Here is an 18,836-nt window from a genome sequence, read left to right on the forward strand (position 1 = left end):
CGACGTCCCGGCAACAGGCAACACCCCTTCCCCCGCCGTGAAGTGAGATCCGTATGGAATGCGAACCGATCGCCGTCGTCGGCCGGGGCTGTGTGCTGCCCGGCGCGCTCGACCCGGACACGTTCTGGGACGGCGTCGCCGAGGGCCGCAGCAGCCTGGTGGCCGCCCCGGAGGGCCGGTGGCGGTTGCCGCGCCGCTGGGCCATGGGCTCGGTCGACGACCACCTCGACCGCACCTGGACCGATGTCGGCGGGTACGTACAGGGGTTCGAGTCCGTCTTCGACCCGGGCGGTTTCCGGATCCCCCCGGAGCGGATCCTGTCGCTGGACCCGCTCTTCCACTGGGTCCTGTACGGGGTCGGACAGGCCTTGGCGGAGGCGGGCCGCGAGGGGCCGCTGCCCCGCGCGGGGCTGGTGCTGGGCAACCTGTCGTATCCCACGCCGACCGGGGCGGCCTTCGCCGAGCACGTCTGGCTGTCCGCCCAGCGGCCCCCGGTGCGTGACGCCCTGCTGACCGGGGAGCGCCGGGAGCGCCCCGACGCCCGCAACCGCTTCTCGTCCGGGCTGCCCGCCCGGCTCGCGGCGCGGGCGCTCGGGCTCGGCGCGGGGGCGTGGTCCCTGGACGCCGCCTGCGCCTCCTCGCTGTACGCCGTCAAGCTGGCCTGCGACCGGCTGCACGACGGCACGGCGGACCTCATGGTGGCCGGGGCGGTCAGCCGGGCCGACCCGCTCTATCTGCACGTGGGGTTCTGCGGGCTGTCCGCGACGAGCCGGACGGGCCGCAGCCGGCCCTTCCACCGGGAGGCGGACGGGCTGGTGCACGGCGAAGGCGCCGGGTTCGTCGCCCTGACGCGGCTGTCCGAGGCCCGTGCCTCCGGGCTGCCCGTACTCGGGGTGATCCGGGGGGTCGGGCTCTCCAACGACGGGCGTGGAGCCGGGTTGATCAGTCCGGCGGAGGAGGGCCAGGTACGGGCCATGCGGCTGGCGTACGCCAGGGCGGGCGTCGCGCCCGAGACCGTGTCGCTCGTGGAGTGCCACGCCACGGGGACGCCGGTCGGGGACGCCGTGGAGGCGCGTGCCACGGCCCGGGTGTTCGCGGCCGGTGAGGACGTGCCCATCGGTTCGGTGAAGTCGAACATCGGGCATCTGCTGGCGTCGGCGGGCGCGGCCGGGCTGCTGAAGGTGCTCGGCGCGCTGCGTACGGGGATCCGCCCGGCGACGCTCGGCGCGGGGCGGCCGCTCGACGCGCTGGCGGGCACGCCGTTGCGGGTGCTGACCGCGCCGGAGCGGTGGGAGGGGCGGCGCAGGGCGGCGGTGAGCGCCTTCGGGTTCGGCGGGACCAACGCCCATCTGATCGTGGACCTCGACGAGGACGGGTGCTCCGGTGCGCGCGGGCGGTTCGGGCCCGCGGCCCCCGTGTCCCGTCCTGCCGCCTCCGTGTCCCGCCCGGCGGCCTTCGTGCCCCGCCCGGCCGTGGAGCCGTCCGGCGCTCCGGCCTCCGTACGGGAGGGTGCGCGCGGGCGTACGCCGGTGGCGGTCGTCGCCCTCGGTGCCCGGGTCGGCGACGGGACCTCGGCGGAGGACTTCCGGCGGGCGGTACTGGCCGGCGAGCGGCGCGGCGCGGTCTCGGAGATCGCCGTGGGGCTCACGGACCTGTGCTTCCCCCCGCTCACCCTGGAACGGACCGTGCGGCATCAGCTCCTGGTGATGGAGGCCGCCCGCGAGGCCGTACGGTCCCTGTCGCTGCCCCGCGAGCGGACCATGGTGGTCATCGGGACGGGGGTGGACCCCGAGGTGGCCCGCGCGGGTGCCCGTTGGCGGGTGCCGTACTGGCTGGAGCGGGCCGGAGGGGTCCCCGGCACGTCCACGGCCTCCGCCCAGGACGCCTTCGGGCCGCCCATGAACGCGGAGGGCGTGGTGGGCACCCTGCCGAATCTGGTGGCGAACCGCATCAGTACCCAACTCGACCTGGCGGGGCCGGGGTTCGCGGTGTCGGCGGAGGAGGCGTCCGGGCTGGTGGCGCTGGAGGTGGCGGCCCGCGCGATCCGGGCGGGCGAGGTCGACGCGGCGCTCGTCGGCGCCACCGACCTCTCCTGCGAGGAGGTCCACCGGGCGGCCCTGCGGGAGCTGGGGTGCGAGGGCGAACCGGGGGACGCCGCCGTCGTCCTGGTCCTCAAGCCGCTGGACGCGGCCCGTGAGGACGGGGACCCCGTCATCGCCCTGCTCGACGAGGAGTCCGGGGACGGCATGTCCGAGGCCGGGGAATCCGGGGCCGAGCTGCCCCGAGCCGGGGCGTCCGGCCCGTCCGGCCCGCCCGACCTGGTCGTCGGGGACGGCCCGGACGCGGTGTTCGATCCCGCGTCGGCCTTCGGACGGGCGCACGCCGCGTCCGGGCTGGTCTCCGTCGCGGTCGCCGCCCTGGCGCTCCGGCACCGCGCGGTTCCCCGTCCGGACGGGCCCGCGGACACCGCCGCCCTGCCGCTCACCGCACGGGCCGGGGTGACCCCGCTGGACGGGCCCGCCGCGAGCGTACGGCTGCGCGCCGGGGACCCCCTGCCGTGGCTGCGGGGTCCGGCCCCCCGGCTGCACGTCTACTCCGGGACCGACCGCCACGGGGTGCTGGCCGCGCTGGAGTCCGGTGCGGAGTCCGGTGCGGGACCCGCCCGGCTGGCGCTGGTGGTCGACGGTGACGCGGCGCTGCCGGCCCGCAGGGAGGCGGCCCGGCGGTGGCTGGCGGAGGGCGGGATCCGGCCGGCCGACGTGGTGTACCGGGACCGCCCGGTCGAGGGGCGGACCGCGTTCGTGTACACCAACGGCTCGGCCGCCTACCCGGGGATGGGCCATGAGCTGATGCTCGCGCTGCCGTCGCTCGGTGAGGCGGTCCGGGACCGGTACGGGCCGATCGGCACCCGGCTGCGGGTGCGCCGGGAGCGCGGGGTGCTCGACCAGATCTGGGGCGCCGCCGAACTCTCCGTCTTCCACACCGTGCTCACCCGGGACGTGCTGGGGCTGCGGCCGGACGCGGCCCTCGGCTACTCCTCGGGCGAGTCGGCCGCCCTGGTCGCGCTGGGCGCCTGGCCGGACGCGGCGGGGCTGTACGACGCGACCCGGGACAGCGGCCTGTTCACGACGGAACTCACCGGTGAACTCCGCGCGGTACGGCGCCACTGGGAGCGCCTGGGGGTACGCGGTTCCCGCTGGGCCGGTTATCTGGTCAACGCACCGCTGGACACGGTCCGGGCGGAGCTGGACGGTGAGGTCGCGGTCCATCTGATGGCGGTGAACGCACCGGGGGTGTGCGTCATCGGCGGCGAGTCCCAGGCGTGCGCGGCGGTCGTGGCCCGGATCGGCACCGACCACGCGATCGAGCTGGACTACGAACTGGCGGCGCATGCACCAGAGTTGACGGAGGTCGAGGAGGTGTGGCGGGCGGTCCACCGCCGCCCCACCGTCGAGGTGCCCGGCGTGCGCTTCTACAGCGGGGCGACCGGGCGGTCCTACCGGCCGACGTCCGAGCGGGCCGCCGAGGCGCTCACCGCCCAGGGGGTGGGCACGATCGACTTCGCGGCCACGGTCGAGCAGGCGTGGGCCGACGGGGTCCGGATCTTCGTGGAGCACGGGCCGCGACGGCTGTGCACCGGCTGGATCAAGCGGGTGCTGGGTGACCGCGACCATGTGTCCGTCGCCCTGGACGCCCCGGGCGACACCAGGCTGCGGCAGTTGTCCCTCGCGGTGGCCGAACTCGTGGTCGCCGGGGTGCCGGTGGAGGCCGGGGAGCTGTTCGCCCGGCTCGCGGCCGCCGCCCACCTGGTCCCGGACCCCGGCCCCGCCGTCACCGTCGCCGTACCAGCGCCTCCGCGTCTGGCGCCTGTGGAGCCGGCCGTGGTGACCCTGCCCCGGGCCCCCGAACTGGCGCCCGTACCGGACGGGCGGCCCGAACGGGCTGTGCGCCGGGGGGCGTTGCCCGTACCGGAACAGAGCCCGCCCCGGAAGCCCGCGCCGGACCGGGAGCCGGTGCCCGTACCGGCACAAGCCGCGCCCCCCACGCTCGTACCCGTGGCGGACCGGGAGGCCGAGGCCGCCCGGCCCCCGCGACCGCACGCGCCCACGCCCGCGTCCCGGCGCCCCCGGGCGGACGGCGGCCCGCCCACACCGGAGGAACGGGAACCGGGACCGCAGCCGGAGTCGGGGCCGGCACCGCTGCCCGTGCCGGTGCCGGCCGCTGGGCCGATGCCGACACCCGTGAGCGCATGGGATCCGGTTCCGGTTCCTGAGCCGACGCCGACACCAACGCCCGTGCCGGGTCCGGGGTCGGCCTCCGGACCCATGCCGACGTCCCACGCCCCCGGCATCGCCGCCGTGGTCGCCCGGCAGAGCGAGCGGGTGGCCGCGCTGCACCAGGAGGTGATGGCGGGGCACGCCGAGGCGCATCGGCGCTTCCTGCGGGTCTCGGCGCTGGCGCTCGGCGCGCTGGTGTCCGCCGGGCCGACGGGCCCCGCGCCCACCCCCGTACGACCGCCCGCGGGTCCGGCAGCGGGTCCTCCGGCCGTCCCCGTACGACCGCCCGCGCGTCCGGCGGCCGGGCCGCCGCAGATCCCCGTACGGCCCGAGTGGCTGCCCGCGCCCCGGCCGAAGTCGCCGGGATCCGGGCCGGGGCGTCCCCCGAGGCCGGGGCCCACGTTCGACCGGGCGCAGTTGGAGCACCTGGCCTCCCGGGAGGTCTCCGCGCTGTTCGGGCCCCGGTTCGCCGAGCAGGACGGGTACGCGGTGCAGACCCGGATGCCCGGACCCCCGATGCTGTTCGCGGACCGGGTCACCGGCATCGACGCGGTACCGGCGGCGCTCGCCGAGCCGGGGGCGGCGCGCACGGACGGGACGATCTGGACGGAGACCGACGTCCTGCCCGACAGCTGGTACCTGGACCCCACGGGGCGCATGCCGCCCGCGCTGGTCATCGAGGCGGGCCAGGCGGACCTCCTCCTGCTGAGCTGGCTGGGCGTCGATCTGCTCAACCGGGGCGAGCGCGCCTACCGGCTGCTCGGCTGCGAGGTGACCCACCACGGCAGTCCGCCCGAGGCGGGCGACACCCTGTGCTACGAGATCCACGTCGACGGCCACGCGGAGTACGACGGCGTCCGGCTGGCCTTCTTCCACTACGACTGCTTCGTGGACGGCGAGCTCCGGCTCAGCGTCCGCGAGGGGCAGGCCGGGTTCTTCACCCCGGCCGAACTCGCCGGAAGCGGCGGGGTGCGGTGGGACCCCGCCGCGCACCCGCCCGGCACCGGCCTGCCGTGCGACCCGCCCGCCGTGCGCTGCGCGTCGTCCCGCTTCGACGCGGAGCGGGTGGGGGCGCTGGCGCTGGGGCGGCCCTGGGAGTGCTTCGGTCCCGGCTGGGAGGCGACGGCGGCGCACGTCCGCCCGCCGGGCCTCGACGGCGGCCGGATGCGGCTGCTGGACGAGGTGACCGTGTTCGACCCGACCGGCGGGCCGTGGGGCCGCGGCTACCTGCGGGCCGAGACCGCCCTGGCGCCGGACGACTGGTTCTTCGCGGGGCACTTCAAGAACGACCCCTGTATGCCGGGCACCTTGATGCTCCAGGGCGCGCAGCAGGCGATGGCGTTCTACCTGATGGCCATGGGTTTCTCCCTGGACCGGGACGGGTGGCGCTTCGAGCCGGTGCCGGACCGCCCGTGCCGGACGATCTGCCGGGGCCAGGCCACCCCGGACCATCACCGGGTCGTCTACGAGGTGTTCGTGCGCGGGGTCTCCTCGGGTCCGGTGCCGACGCTGTACGCCGATGTGCTGGGCTCGGTGGACGGGGCCGGTGCGTTCCTCGGCCGGGACGTGGCCCTGCGGCTGGTGCCCGACTGGCCGCTGTCGCACTGGCGGCACGCGGGCCCGCCGGCCGTGCAGGCCACCGGCGCCCCGGTGCCGCTCCCCCGGCTCGGCGGACTGGCCGGGCACCGGGAGCCGCGGCCGGTGGCGAGGGGGGCCGACGGACTCCCCTTCGGCTACGCGTCGTTGCTGGCGTGCGCCTGGGGCCGGCCGAGCGAGGCGTTCGGGGCGGGTTACGAGCGGTTCGACGGCCCCCGCAGGGTAGCCAGGCTGCCCGGCCCGCCGTACCACTTCATGAGCCGGATCGTCTCGGTGGACGGTCCGCAGGGCGGTGTGCGGGAGGGGAGCGTGGTCGTCGCGGAGTACGACGTGCCCGAGCGGGCCTGGTACTTCGAGCAGAGCGGCGGGCGTACGATGCCGTTCGCCGTCCTCATGGAGGTCGCGCTGCAACCCTGCGGCTGGCTGGCGGCGTACGTGGGCAGCGCGGCGAGCGCCGGCACGGATCTGCTGTTCCGCAACCTCGACGGGTGCGGGACGGTCACCGGCGAGGTCACCCCGGCGACGGGGACGGTCCGCACCCGTGCCGAGCTGATCCGGGTCTCCCGCAGCGGGGACATGGTCATCGAGTCGTTCCGGGTGAGCTGCACGGCCGCCGGTGTCCCGTTGTTCGAACTCACCACCGTCTTCGGCTACTTCCCGCCCTCGGCCTTCGAGGAGCAGCCCGGTCTGCCGGTGTCGGCCAAGGACCGGGCCCGGCTGGAGGAGCCGTGCGGCCGTGCCGTCGATCTGACCGCCCGGCCCGCCCGGTACTTCGGCGGGGCGCTGCGGCTGCCGGGGCCGATGCTGCTGATGCTCGACCGGGTCACCGGCTCCTGGCCGGACGGGGACGGGGCCGGGACGGGACGGCTGCGGTCGGAGAAGGACGTGGTCCCGGGCGAGTGGTTCTTCCGGGCGCACTTCTTCCAGGACCCGGTGCAGCCGGGGTCGTTGGGCATCGAGGCGATGTGCCAGCTGCTCCAGTACCACCTGATCGAGAGCGGCGCGGCGGACGCCGTACCGCGTCCCCGGTTCGAGCCGGTGCTCCCGGGCCGTGAGACGACCTGGACGTACCGGGGCCAGATCACCCCGGCCAACCGGCTGATCCGGGTGGACCTGGACGTCGTGGAGTCGGGCACGGACGCGCGGGGCCCGTACGCGACGGCGGACGCGACGCTGTGGGGCGACGACACGTGCATCTACCGGGTGCGCGGGCTGGGTATGCGGGTGGTCTCCGACCTCGCGCCGCCTCTCTCACCGTGACGTACGGGTCCCGGACGGGAGCGGTCCCCCGTCCGGCACCCGGGCGTCGGGCAGCGGGCCGTGGCGCTCGGGCCGCGCAGGCCGGTCGGGCCGCGCAGGCCGGTCGGGCCGCTCAGGCCCAGGGGTCGAACGGGATGCCGGACGGTTTGGAGTTGGCGAGCAGGTTGCGGAAGCGGTTGTCCTTGTCGGTGACCTTGATGGTCGCGGCGCCGAAGTCGGCGTTCATCAGGGTGTCGCGCAACTCCGTGGTCGGGAAGCCGTTCCAGTCCACGATCGGAGGGTAGCGCCAGGTGTGGTAGTGGTTCTCCGGCGGTTCGTCGTTGTTGTTGGCGAGCCGGAAGAAGTGCGTGCTCGCGCCGTCCTTGTGGTAGACGGTCTTGGGGTGCGTGCCGTCGAAGCGGACCTGCGAGCGCGGGTAGGTCTTCACACCGCTGTGCTGGGTGGTCGAGACGTACTCCACCTGGTCCGAGCCCTGATTCACCCAGGAGATGACGTGCTCGAAGTCGTGGCGGTGGCCGCCGAGGCCGCTGCCGTGCACGGCCTGGTCCTTCTCGAAGTAGCTCGCGTAGACGATCGCGCACCAGCCGTGGTCGCACAGCGAGCGGGCGTAGGTCTGGGAGTTGTCCAGGTCCCACTGGTCGCGGCAGCTGCCGTTGATCGCGCCGGTGGTCTTCAGTCCGGTGGCCAGGGCGCCGTCCGGGCCGATGGCGGGGGTGGCGTAGCAGCCGTCGCCGTCGTAGTCGTAGGCGGGTGAGAACGTCTGCTCGTAACCGCCCGCGTTCTGCGGCAGGTTGTGCGGCGGATCGGCGTGGGCCGCGGAGGCCGGCACGAGGACGAGCAGCGCGGCGGCGGCGAGTACCGCCCCGGCGCGGGAGAGCGGCCCCTTACGGGAGCGGCGGCGGGCGGCGGGGTGGGGCAGGGGTGCGGTGGGGGGCCGTATCGAGCCGTTCGGCATGTGTGTCTCTCCTCGTGGGGGGTGTGGGCCGAGCGGGCCCATTGTTCCCGGAGGAGGTGAACTCCCGGTAGATGGAGGGGTGTTCGGACTTCGCGTGAGACCGGACGTTCGACCTTCACGTGACGGCCGGACGCCCGGCCTTCACGTGACGGCGGGAGGTCCGGCGTTCATGTGACGGCGGGAGGTCCGGCGTTCACGTGATACGGCGGCCTGTTCGCTCCTCGGGCGGGGTGCCCCCTCACACCGACCGCAGCCGCTCCAGGGTCGCGGCCAGTTCGTCGCGCAGGGTGCGGCCGGCCCGTTCCGGTTCGCCCGCGACGACCGCGTCCACCAGGGCGGCGTGGTCCGCGTCGCCGTGGTCGGGGTCGGCGGTGCGCAGGCCGAGCAGGTCCAGCATGTCGATGAGCCCGCTGCGCAGGGCGGGCACGAACTGGGTGAACAGCGAGGTCAGCACGGGGTTGTGGGCGGCCGCGACCACGGCGGAGTGCAGCGCGATGTCGGCGTCCACGAAGGCGGCGTTGTCCGCGCGGCCCGCCGCCCGGCGCCCGGCCAGCGCCTCCCGGAGGGCCTGGACGTCCTCGTCCGTACGCCGCCGGGCGGCCAGGTGCGCCGCCTCGACCTCGATGAGCATGCGGACCTCGTAGACGTCGGTGACCGCCGCGCGCCGCAGTTGGGTCGCCCAGTCCTCCTTGGGTTCCGTCGCGAGGACGAAGACCCCGGCCCCCTGGCGCGGCTGGACCAGTCCGGCTCCGGCGAGCGCCCTCAGCGCCTCGCGGACGGTGGACCGGCCGACGCCCAGGGACGCGGCCAGTGTGGTCTCGCCGGGCAGTTTCGTACCCACCGGCCAGGCGCCGCACGCGATCCGCTCGCGCAGCCGCTCGGCGGCCTGCTCGACCAGGGGCGACGGCCGTAGCGCACCCAGTTCGCCGAGCGGTCCCCGCGCCATGCCGTCCACCTTCCGCCACACCTCAGCTTGTCTGAGGAGTTCGTTTGCCCTACTGTACCCGGCATGCCGCAGCGCGAGCTCCTTCTCCTCGACTGCCGCTGCGGGGCCTGATCACGACCGGCCCCCCGCAGCGGAGGTCGGGCCGTGCCGGTCGTCGTAGGCCGAGTGAGAGAAGTTCGCCGTGACCCCTCCCGTACAGCCGGACACCGCCGTCCGGACGGCCGCCCCCGTCCGGGCCGCCGCCGCACCCCTCCGGACCACCGCGTTCCCGACCCTGCGGACGCCCGCCGGGAAGGTGCCCGCCGGGGCCCCCGCGTGGAATCCGCAGCGCCCGAGCGCGATGCCGCACCACCGCTACCGGCCCGCCCACGACCGGGTGGCGCTGCCGCTGACCGACCGGAGCTGGCCCGCGCGCCGGCTGACACGGGCCCCGCTGTGGGTGCCGGTGGACCTGCGGGACGGCAACCAGGCGCTGGCCGAACCCATGGACGCCGCCCGCAAGCGCCGGATGTTCGACCTCCTGGTCGCCATGGGGTTCAAGGAGATCGAGGTCGGCTACCCCTCCGCCAGCGAGACCGACTTCGGCTTCGTGCGCCACCTGGCGGAGAGCGGCGCGGTGCCCGACGACGTGACGGTGTCCGTCTTCACCGCCGCCCGCGAGGACCTGATCGACCGCACGATCGCGTCCGTCGAAGGGCTCCCCCGCACCCTGGTCCACCTGTACACGGCCACCGCCCCCGTCTGGCGGGACGTGGTGCTGGGACGGTCGAGGGCCGAACTGCACGCGATGATCCTCGACGCGGCCACGTATCTGATGCGGCGGGCCGAGGAACGGCCGGGTGCCGACATCCGGTTCGAGTTCTCCCCGGAGGTCTTCAACCTCACCGAGCCGGACTACGTGCTGGAGGTGTGCGACAGCCTCACCGAGCGGTGGGAGGCGAGCTGGGACCGCCCGGTGGTCCACAACCTCCCGGCGACGGTGGAGATCGCCACGCCCAACGTCTACGCGGACCAGATCGAGTACATGCACCGCCATCTGGCCCGCCGTGACTCCGTGATCCTCTCGGTCCACCCGCACAACGACCGGGGCACCGGGGTGGCCTGCGCCGAACTCGCCGTCCTGGCCGGGGCGCAGCGGGTCGAGGGCTGCCTGTTCGGCAACGGCGAGCGCACCGGCAACGTCGATCTCGTCACCCTGGCCCTGAACCTGTACGCGCAGGGCGTGGACCCGATGGTGGACTTCTCCGACATCGACGCCGTACGGGAGGTGGTGGAGCACTGCAACCGCCTGCCGGTCCACCCGCGCCACCCGTACGGCGGCGAGCTGGTGCACACGGCCTTCTCCGGCACCCACCAGGACGCCATCGCCAAGGGCATGGCCGATCACGCGAGGCGCGCCGCCGAGCGGGGCGTCCCCGAGAGCGAGGCGGCGTGGGCGGTGCCCTATCTGCCGATCGACCCGGCGGACATCGGGCGTACGTACGAGGAGGTCATCCGCATCAACTCCCAGTCGGGCAAGGGTGGTATCGCCCATCTGCTGCGCACGCACCACGGGCTGGACCTGCCCCGGGGCATGCGGCCGGACTTCTCGCGCGCGGTGCAGCGGGTGACCGACGACACCGGTCGGGAGCTGTCGGCGAAGGAGCTGTGGGAGCTGTTCCGCACCATCTACATCGCCCCCGCCGAGGAGGGGACCGTCGAGCCGGTGTCCTGGAGTACCGCCGAAACGGCCCCAGGCGCCCATGAGTTCGCCTGCGTCCTGCGGATCGACGGGCGGGAGCGCACCTGCCGGGGCACCGGGAACGGGCCGCTGGCCGCCCTCACCGACGCCCTGCGTACGGCCGGGGTGAGCGTGGACATCCTCGGCTACTCCGAGCACGCGACGGCCGCCGGGCCGGACTCCCCCGCCGTCGCCTACGCCGAGTGCCGGGTGGACGGCACCACGTGCTGGGGCGCCGGGTGGGACACGTCGGTGCTGACCGCGTCGGTCAGCTCCGTCATGGCCGCCGTCAACCGCGCCCTCGGGAGCCGGTCATGAGCGCGGAACCCACCATGGCCACCACGGGCACCGTTCCGGTCCTCTGCGCGCGGGAGGTGGACGTCGTCCGGGACGGCCGGCCGATCCTGAGCGAGGTGTCGCTGACGGTGCGGACCGGTGAGCACTGGGCGCTGCTCGGCGCGAACGGCGCGGGCAAGAGCACCCTGCTCGGCCTGCTCGGCGCCCTCACCCACCCCACCCGGGGCACCGTGGACGTCCTGGGGCACCGGCTGGGGCGGGTGGACATGCGCAGCCTGCGGGCGTACGTGGGGCATGTGGATCCCCGGCACGGCCTGCGCTCGCCGCTGAAGGTCCGTGACGTCGTGCTGACGGGGCTGACCAACAGCATCGAGAAGGTCCCCCGGCGGCGCCCGACACCCGACCAACTGGCCACGGCCGACCATCTCGTCGGCCTGCTCGGCCTCGGCCACCGCAGGGACGCCCTCTGGCCGACCCTGTCCCAGGGGGAACGCGGCCGGGTGCTGATCGCGCGGGCCCTCATGCCCAAGCCCCGGCTGCTCCTGCTCGACGAGCCCGCGACCGGCCTGGACGTGGCGGGGCGCGAGCAGCTCATCGAGCGGATCGACACGCTCCAGCAGACCCACCCGGAGCTGGCGTCGGTCCTGGTCACCCACCATCTGGAGGAGCTGCCGCCGGGGACGACGCACGCGATGCTGCTGCGGGACGGGCGGTGCCTGGCCGCCGGGCCGGTCGAGGAGATCCTGACCGGTGACCTGGTCAGCCGCTGCTTCGACCATCCGGTCCGGCTCTTCCGCGACGAGGGGCGGTGGAGCGTACGGACGGGGCGGACGGCCGCGGCGCTCCGGACGGGCTGACTGGCCGGACGGGCTGACCGGCCGGGCCGTCCGGGCCGTCCGGGCCGTCCGGGCCCGCGCGTCAGGTTCCGCGTCGCGCGCCCGGCGCGTCAGGTGCCGTGTCGCGCGCCGCCGGGGCCCTCCGCACCACTTCCCCTGCGCGGGGCGCCGCCCCCGGTTGCCGGGCGCGCCCGTATGGGTTTGCTTCGAAGGTGGGGACGGGGACGGACCGCCCCCGCCGAAGACGGCGCGGACTCCGGAGGCGAGCGACAGTGCTGTTCATGGATCGTACGGACGCCGGACGCCGGCTGGCCGGGGCGCTGGGGCACCTCGGGCAGCGGGAGCCGGTGGTCCTGGGCCTGCCCCGCGGCGGGGTTCCGGTGGCGTTCGAGGTGGCGCGGGCACTGGGCGCCCCGCTCGACGTGACGGTGGTGCGCAAACTGGGCGTCCCCTACCAGCCTGAGCTGGGCTTCGGTGCGGTCGGCGAGGGCGGGGCGCGGGTCGTCAGCGACGCGATCGTCCGGCACGCCGGGATCAGCGAGGCGGACGTCCTGGCGGTCGAGCGCGCCGAGACCGCCGAGCTGGAGCGGCGGGCGCACGCCTACCGGGCGGGCCGGGAGCGGCTGCCGCTGCGGGGGCGCACGGTGATCGTGGTGGACGACGGTGTCGCGACCGGCGCGACCGCCCGCGCGGCGTGCCGGGTGGTACGGGAGCAGGGCGCCACCCATGTCGTGCTGGCCGTCCCGGTGGCCTCGCCGGACGTGGTGGCCCGGCTGCGCGACGACGTGGACGAAGTGGTGTGCCTGTCCACCCCGGCCCTCTTCTCCTCCGTGGGCGAGTGGTACCAGGACTTCTCCCAGACCTCCGACGACGAGGTCGTGGCCCTGCTGGCGCGGGCGGGCCGGGGCGGCACGGTGTCCGAGGAGGTCGAGGTGGAGTCGGGCGGGACCCGGCTGGCCGGGGACCTGGTGCTCCCGCGCGGGACGGGCGCGGTCGTGGTGTTCGCACACGGCTCGGGCAGCAGCCGGCACAGCCCCCGCAACCGTGCGGTGGCGTCGGTCCTGAACGGCGCGGGCCTGGGCACCCTCCTCTTCGACCTGCTCACCCCCGCCGAGGAGACGGACCGGGCCAACGTCTTCGACATCGGGCTGCTCGCGGGCCGGCTGGCGGACGCCACCGGGTGGCTGCGGAACCGGGTGTCCGTGCCGGTGGGCTCCTTCGGGGCCAGCACCGGAGCGGCCGCCGCGCTGCGGGCCGCGGCGGCGACGGACTCGGGTGTCGGCGCGGTGGTCTCCCGGGGCGGGCGCCCGGACCTGGCCGGCGCGGACCTGTCCGGGGTACGGGCGCCGACCCTGCTGATCGTGGGCGGCGACGACGGCACGGTGATCGACCTCAACCGGCAGGCGCAGGCGTCACTGCACTGCGAGAACCGGCTGGAGGTCGTCCCCGGCGCCACCCACCTCTTCGAGGAACCCGGGGCCCTCGACCAGGTCGCGGCGCTGGCCCGCGACTGGTTCACGGCACACCTGCTGCCGGAAGAGCCGGACACGGCCCCCTGAGCCCGCCCCGGCCGTCCCGCCCTCGCCCCTATCCTTTCCGCACCGAGCGGCACAGGGGGAAGGGGCGATCGTGCGGGTGCGGGTCTTGGACGGCGAGGGTGTCGGTGCGTACGCGGACGGGATACGGCGGGTGTACGCGGACGCCTTCTCGGGCCCGCCGTGGCACGAGGACGACCCGGCGGCGGCCCGCCGGTACGTCGAGCGGCTCGCCACCGACGCGGCGCGCCCCGGGTTCACGGCGGCGCTGGCCCTCGACGCGGACGGCGCCGTGAGCGGTTTCGCCACCGCCTGGACCACCCCCGACCCCTTCCCCAGCGGACGCGCGTACGACGCGGTGGCGGCGGCCCTGGGCCCGCGGCGGGTGACGGACCGGCTGTGCGGGGCCCTGGAGGTCGACGAACTGGCCGTGGCCCCGGCCGCTCGCGGTACGGGAACGGGCGCGGCACTGCTCACGGCGGTCACCGCGGCTGCTCCCGGCGGACGCTGCTGGCTGCTCACCTCGCTGCGCGCCGGGTCCGCGCTGCGCCTCTACCGGCGGGCCGGATGGCACCGGCTCCCGGAAGCCGTACCCGGCCGGGCCGCCCTGACCGTACTGCTCGGCCCCGCCCACCCGGGCGCCGGTGCCGCCGCCGGTGCCGGGTAGCGGCCTGACGCGCGGGCGGGCACGGACCGGGGGCGAGCCGTGTGCGGCGGGCGAGACGTCCACGACGGGCGGGCCGTGTACGTACGACCGGCCTCAGGACACGATGTCCTTGCGGCCGAACCCCCGGAAGGCCAGGGCGAACAGGACCAGGGCGTACGCCACCGAGACCGCCGCCCCCTTCGCCATCCCGCCCCACTCCAGGTCCGGCTGGAGGGCGTCCGCCCAGGCGAACTGCCAGTGTGCGGGCAGGAATTCGCGCCAGGAGCCCAGCGCGGTGACGGCGTCCAGGACGTTGCCGACGATGGTCAGCCCGACCGCGCCGCCGACCGCGCCGAGCGGTGCGTCCGTCTTGGTGGACAACCAGAACGCCAGCCCGGCCGTGACGAGTTGGGAGACGAAGACGAACGCGACGGCGAGGGCGATCCGGGGCACGGTGTCGCCCGTGGCGAGCGCGCCACCGGTGGGCAGCCGCAGCGGGCCCCAGCCGTAGGCGACGGCTCCCGCCCCGAGTGCGACCAGCGGCAGCAGCACCATCGCGGCCAGGCTGAAGCCGAGCGCCACGACGAGCTTGCTCCACAGCAGCCGGGACCGGGGCACGGGCGCGGCCAGCAGATAGCGCAGCGAGGACCAGCTCGCCTCGGAGGCGACGGTGTCCCCGCAGAACAGCGCCACCGGCACCACCAGCAGGAACCCGGCGGAGACGAACAGACAGGTGGCGGCGAAGTTGCCCGCGGACTGGGTGGCGACGTCCATGAGGTTGATCCGCGAACCGCCGCGACCGCCCCCTTCGCCGCCGGGTGTCCCGCCGATCGCGAAGGCGGTGATCAGCACGAAGGGCAGGGCGGCCAGCACCCCGCCCATGAGCAGGGTGCGGCGCCTGCGCAGTTGCCGCATCGCCTCGACGCGCAGCGGCAGGGTGCGTCGGGCCCGGTAGCCGGGGGCTTCGGCCAGGCTCTGGAGCTCGCTGGCGGGGCTCATGCGGAACCTCCGGAGATGAGGGTGAGGAAGGCGTCCTCCAGGCGGCGGTGGGGTCCGACCCCGGTGACCGGTACGTCGAGCCGGACGAGCTCACTGACCAGGGCGGGGACGGTCGCCCCGTCCAGCCGGACGAGCAGGCCGCGCCCGTCGTCGGCGCGGACGGCGGAGCCGATGCCGGGCAGCGCGGCGACCTTCTCCGCGAGCGGCTCGGGCACCTCCTCGGCGGTGGTCACCAGGACCGTGTCGCCCGCCCCGGTGATCTCGGCGACCGGCCCGGCCTGGACGAGCCGGCCCCGGTCCATGACGACGAGGTGGGTGCAGGACTGCTCGACCTCGGAGAGGAGGTGGCTGGAGACGATCACGGTGCGGCCCGCGGCCGCGTACCGGATCATCACGTCCCGCATCTCACGGATCTGGGGCGGGTCGAGGCCGTTGGTCGGCTCGTCCAGGATGAGCAGGTCCGGCAGGCCGAGCATGGCCTGGGCGATGGCGAGGCGCTGCCGCATGCCCTGGGAGTAGGTGCGTACGGCACGGGCCAGGGCGTCGCCGAGCCCGGCGATCTCCAGCGCCTCGTCCATGTGGGCGTCCTCGGCGGGGCGTCCGGTGGCCTGCCAGTACAGCTCCAGGTTGGCGCGGCCGGACAGGTGCGGGAGGAAACCGGCGCCCTCCACGAAGGAGCCGACCCGGGACAGCACGGGCGCCCCGGGCCGGATGGCGTGTCCGAAGACCCGGATCTCACCGGCGTCGGGGGTGATGAGCCCCATCAGCATCCGCAGGGTGGTGGTCTTGCCGGCGCCGTTCGGTCCGAGGAGGCCGAGGACCTGGCCCTTCTCCACCTGGAAGCCGAGATCGCGGACGGCGTAGCGGTCGGTGGCGCCCGCGTACTTCTTCGACAGGCCGGTGATCCGCAGCGGTACCCGGGCGAGGTCCGGGTCGGGTGCGGGGGCGGCGGAACGCCTGCGGGTGGTGAGCAGCAGGGCGGCGGCGACAAGGAGCCCGGCGGCCGGAAGCCCCCAGGTCCACCAGGGCAGTCCGGTCGCGGCGGTCGTCACGGCGGGCGCGGTGGGGACGGTGAGGGGTCCGTCGAGGGACACGGTGTACGTGGCCGGCTCGGCGGGTGACGCGTAGCCCAGGTCGGTCGCGGACAGGACGAGGCGGAGCCGGTGCCCGGCCGCGATCTCGTGGTCGACGGCGGGCAGGGTCAGCTCGACGGGCTCGCCCTGCTCGCCCGCTGCGATCCGGTAGGGGGCGACGAGCTGGGACGGCAGCACCTGCTGCTTGCCATCCGGGGAGACGTCGTACACCTTGCCGAAGAGGACGGCGTCGCCGTGGTCGGCCTTGACGTTCACGCGGACGGTGGGTGAGCCGGTGACGCGTAGCGGTGCGTCCAGCGGGGCGGAGTCGTAGCGCGCGTACTGGCCGGGGAAGTCGAGGGAGAGCCCGACGCCGAGGGACGACAGCTGGGAGAGCCCGCCGCCGATGCCGGGCAGGGCGGAGACGGAGGGCGGGTTGGCCCCGGCGGGGTTGCGGACGGTCTGGGTGCGCCGCCCGTCGAGGGCGAACCGCTCGCCGCCGCTGTGCAGCCCCGGGTAGACGGCACCGTCCGCACCGCGCATGAGGGCGGCCCCGTCGGTGGAGTCGACGCCGCCGGTGCGGGTGACCCGGAAGGCGGGCCCGGTGTCAGCGCCCTTGTCGTCCTTGAGGTAGCGGTCGAACCACTGGCCGATGCGGTGCTGGACGCGGTCGGCCTCCGTGTCCCCGCCGTCGTGCCCGCCGGAGATCCAGTCGACGGAGACGGGGGCGCCGTTGCCCCGGATCGCGCGGGCCATGGCGTCGGCCTGCCCGAGCGGGAAGAGGGAGTCGCTCTGGCCCTGGACGATGAGCGCGGGGACGTCGATACGGTCGGCCACGGCCACGGGGGAACGTTCCGTCAGGAGCGCCCGCGCGGCCTCGTCCGGTTTACCGTCGACCGCGACCCGCTCGTACATCGCGCAGAGGCTCTTCTCGAACTTCTGGCAGCCGCCGCCGGTCGTGACGAAGATCCCGGCCCAGAGCTTCTTGAACACCCCGTCGGGGAACAGGGCCTCGGCCAGGTCCCAGTAGGTGATCACCGGGGCGACGGCGTCCACCCGGGGGTCGTGTCCGGCGGCCAGCAGCGACACGGCCCCGCCGTAGGAGGACCCGGTCACGCCGACGCGCGGGTCGCCCTTCGCGTCGAGCAGCACCTCGGGCCGGGTGGCGAGCCAGTCGATGAGCCCGGAGACGTCCTTGACCTCGCCGTCGGCCGCGTTGAGGCCGATCTCCCCGGTGGTCCTCCCGAATCCGCGCGCGGACCAGGTCAGCACGGCGTACCCGTCGGCGGCCAGCTTCTCGGCCTGGGCGCGTACGTCGTCCTTGCTGCCGCCGAAGCCGTGCCCGATGAGCACGGCGGGCCGGGGCCGGCCGGGGTCGCCGCTGGTGAAGTACGAGGTGTCGACGGACACCCCGTTCATCGGCATCATCCGGTCCTCGCGGTGCACGGACGGTGTGCTGTCGTCGGCCACGGCGGCCCAGGTGCCGGCACCCGCGAGCAGGACGAGCACGGCGACGAGCGCGGCCCACCTGCCCGGGGTGCCGGGCAGCCGGACCCGGGCGCGGGGCAGCCGGGCACGCCACCGGGAAGTCGGAGTCTCCATGGTCCGACCCTAAACGGCACGCCCCGGGCCCCCGGGCGCCCCCGGGGTGAGGTTGCGGACCTCCCTGAGGGGTACGCCTCGTCCACCCCGTACTCCGCACGCGGTACGCCACCGGCCGGAAGGGCCCCCGCCGACGCGTATCCATCGCACCACCACCAGGGATCAACTCCACGCGGTCGGGGCCCTGTTCGCTGAGCGCCGCACGAGGAGGGCGGTCGGGGTGTGATCAGGCGTAATCCCCTCGCAGGGGCCGCGCACGGCCTGGCAGGGTACGCGCATGGACGACATCGACGGCACGGGCGGCCTGGGCAGCACGAACAGCGCGGACGGCACGGGCGGCACAGACGGCATCGTGGATCCGGCCCCGGCCCCGGGCCCCACCGAGGTGCTGCTGATCGGCGGCCGGGCGGGCGTGGGCAAGACGACGGTGGGCTGGGAGATCTCCGACCGGCTCCGCGAGGCGGCCGTGGCGCACGCGATCCTGGAAGGCGACTACCTGGGTCAGGTCCACCCGGCCCCGCCCGGCGACCCGCACCGCTCGGCGGTCACGGAGGCCAACCTGACGGCGGTGTGGGGCACCTACGCGGCTCTCGGCCACCGCCGCCTCGTCTACACGAACACGGTGAGCGTCCTGCCGGACTCGGCCCCGATGTTCGAGCGGGCCCTCGGCCCCGGCGTACGGATCATCCGCGTCCTGCTCACCGCCACCGACACCACGACCCTGACCCGCCTCACGGCCCGCGAGATCGGCTCGGCCCTGGACCGCGAACTGGCGGGCAGCGCCCGCAAGTCCCGCCTCCTGGACGCGCACTCCCCGCCGGACACGGTCCGGGTGGCGACGGACGACCGGACGGTGGGCGACATCGCGGCGGAGGTGCTGGCGGTCACGGGGTGGATGACGCCGGGCACGGGCGGCAACGGGGGCCGGTGAGGCCGGAGCGGGCCAGCCTGACCGGGCTCGTCCCCGCTGACGCGCGGGGCAGGTGGTGTCGGCGGTCTCCTCGTTCTCGCCGGGAGGGCCATCCCCGCGTCGCGGGGAGCGGGAGGGGCCGGTCGTCGTCCGGGCCCGTCGCATAGGGGCATTCCCGCGTGGG

General features: G+C 75.2%; 10 protein-coding genes. 6 read left to right on the forward strand and 4 right to left on the reverse strand.

Annotated features, from left to right (window positions below; all coding sequences use genetic code 11):
- Positions 1–53 precede the first annotated feature (53 nt).
- Positions 54–7,133: a beta-ketoacyl synthase N-terminal-like domain-containing protein gene (locus B9S64_RS10290; RefSeq protein ID WP_109492028.1), complete on the forward strand. Its 7,080-nt coding sequence runs from the start codon at positions 54–56 to the stop codon at positions 7,131–7,133.
- 112 nt (positions 7,134–7,245) lie between these two features.
- Here B9S64_RS10290 and B9S64_RS10295 read toward each other — a convergent pair whose 3' ends face one another.
- The gene (locus tag B9S64_RS10295; RefSeq protein WP_258037731.1) at positions 7,246–8,088 is read right to left on the reverse strand and encodes an NPP1 family protein; all 843 of its coding nucleotides are present in this window, start codon (positions 8,086–8,088) and stop codon (positions 7,246–7,248) included.
- A 238-nt stretch (positions 8,089–8,326) separates the two neighbouring features.
- Positions 8,327–9,034: a FadR/GntR family transcriptional regulator gene (locus B9S64_RS10300; protein ID WP_103489683.1), complete on the reverse strand. Its 708-nt coding sequence runs from the start codon at positions 9,032–9,034 to the stop codon at positions 8,327–8,329.
- Positions 9,035–9,374: 340 nt separating this feature from the next.
- Here B9S64_RS10300 and leuA point away from each other — a divergent pair, with 340 nt between their 5' ends.
- The 4 genes from leuA to B9S64_RS10320 all read left to right on the forward strand — a co-directional run bounded on the left by leuA (position 9,375) and on the right by B9S64_RS10320 (position 14,089).
- Positions 9,375–11,072, forward strand: a complete 1,698-nt coding sequence (leuA, locus tag B9S64_RS10305; RefSeq protein WP_258037732.1) for a 2-isopropylmalate synthase — start codon at positions 9,375–9,377, stop codon at positions 11,070–11,072.
- Positions 11,069–11,908 (forward strand): ABC transporter ATP-binding protein, encoded by an 840-nt coding sequence (locus B9S64_RS10310; protein ID WP_237521213.1) that lies wholly within the window; start codon positions 11,069–11,071, stop codon positions 11,906–11,908. The genes leuA and B9S64_RS10310 overlap by 4 nt, the downstream gene beginning before the upstream one ends.
- Before the next feature lie 251 nt (positions 11,909–12,159).
- Positions 12,160–13,446, forward strand: a complete 1,287-nt coding sequence (locus B9S64_RS10315; RefSeq protein ID WP_103493784.1) for a phosphoribosyltransferase — start codon at positions 12,160–12,162, stop codon at positions 13,444–13,446.
- Between the two features lie 67 nt (positions 13,447–13,513).
- Positions 13,514–14,089, forward strand: coding sequence for a GNAT family N-acetyltransferase (locus tag B9S64_RS10320; RefSeq protein ID WP_370673423.1), 576 nt, complete (start codon positions 13,514–13,516; stop codon positions 14,087–14,089).
- A 93-nt stretch (positions 14,090–14,182) separates the two neighbouring features.
- On the opposite strand, the gene B9S64_RS10325 is transcribed toward B9S64_RS10320, so the two are convergent.
- On the reverse strand, positions 14,183–15,067 hold the full coding sequence (locus B9S64_RS10325; protein ID WP_093674940.1) for an ABC transporter permease: 885 nt from the start codon (positions 15,065–15,067) through the stop codon (positions 14,183–14,185).
- Complete coding sequence (locus B9S64_RS10330) at positions 15,064–17,742, reverse strand: alpha/beta fold hydrolase (RefSeq protein WP_103493785.1); 2,679 nt, start codon at positions 17,740–17,742, stop codon at positions 15,064–15,066. The genes B9S64_RS10325 and B9S64_RS10330 overlap by 4 nt, the downstream gene beginning before the upstream one ends.
- 277 nt (positions 17,743–18,019) lie before the next feature.
- Here B9S64_RS10330 and B9S64_RS10335 point away from each other — a divergent pair, with 277 nt between their 5' ends.
- Positions 18,020–18,673, forward strand: a complete 654-nt coding sequence (locus tag B9S64_RS10335; protein ID WP_103493786.1) for a hypothetical protein — start codon at positions 18,020–18,022, stop codon at positions 18,671–18,673.
- Positions 18,674–18,836: the final 163 nt, after the last annotated feature.

It is taken from the genome of Streptomyces sp. SM18 (genome assembly GCF_002910775.2).
In the GTDB taxonomy this organism is placed as follows: Bacteria; Actinomycetota; Actinomycetes; order Streptomycetales; family Streptomycetaceae; genus Streptomyces; species Streptomyces halstedii.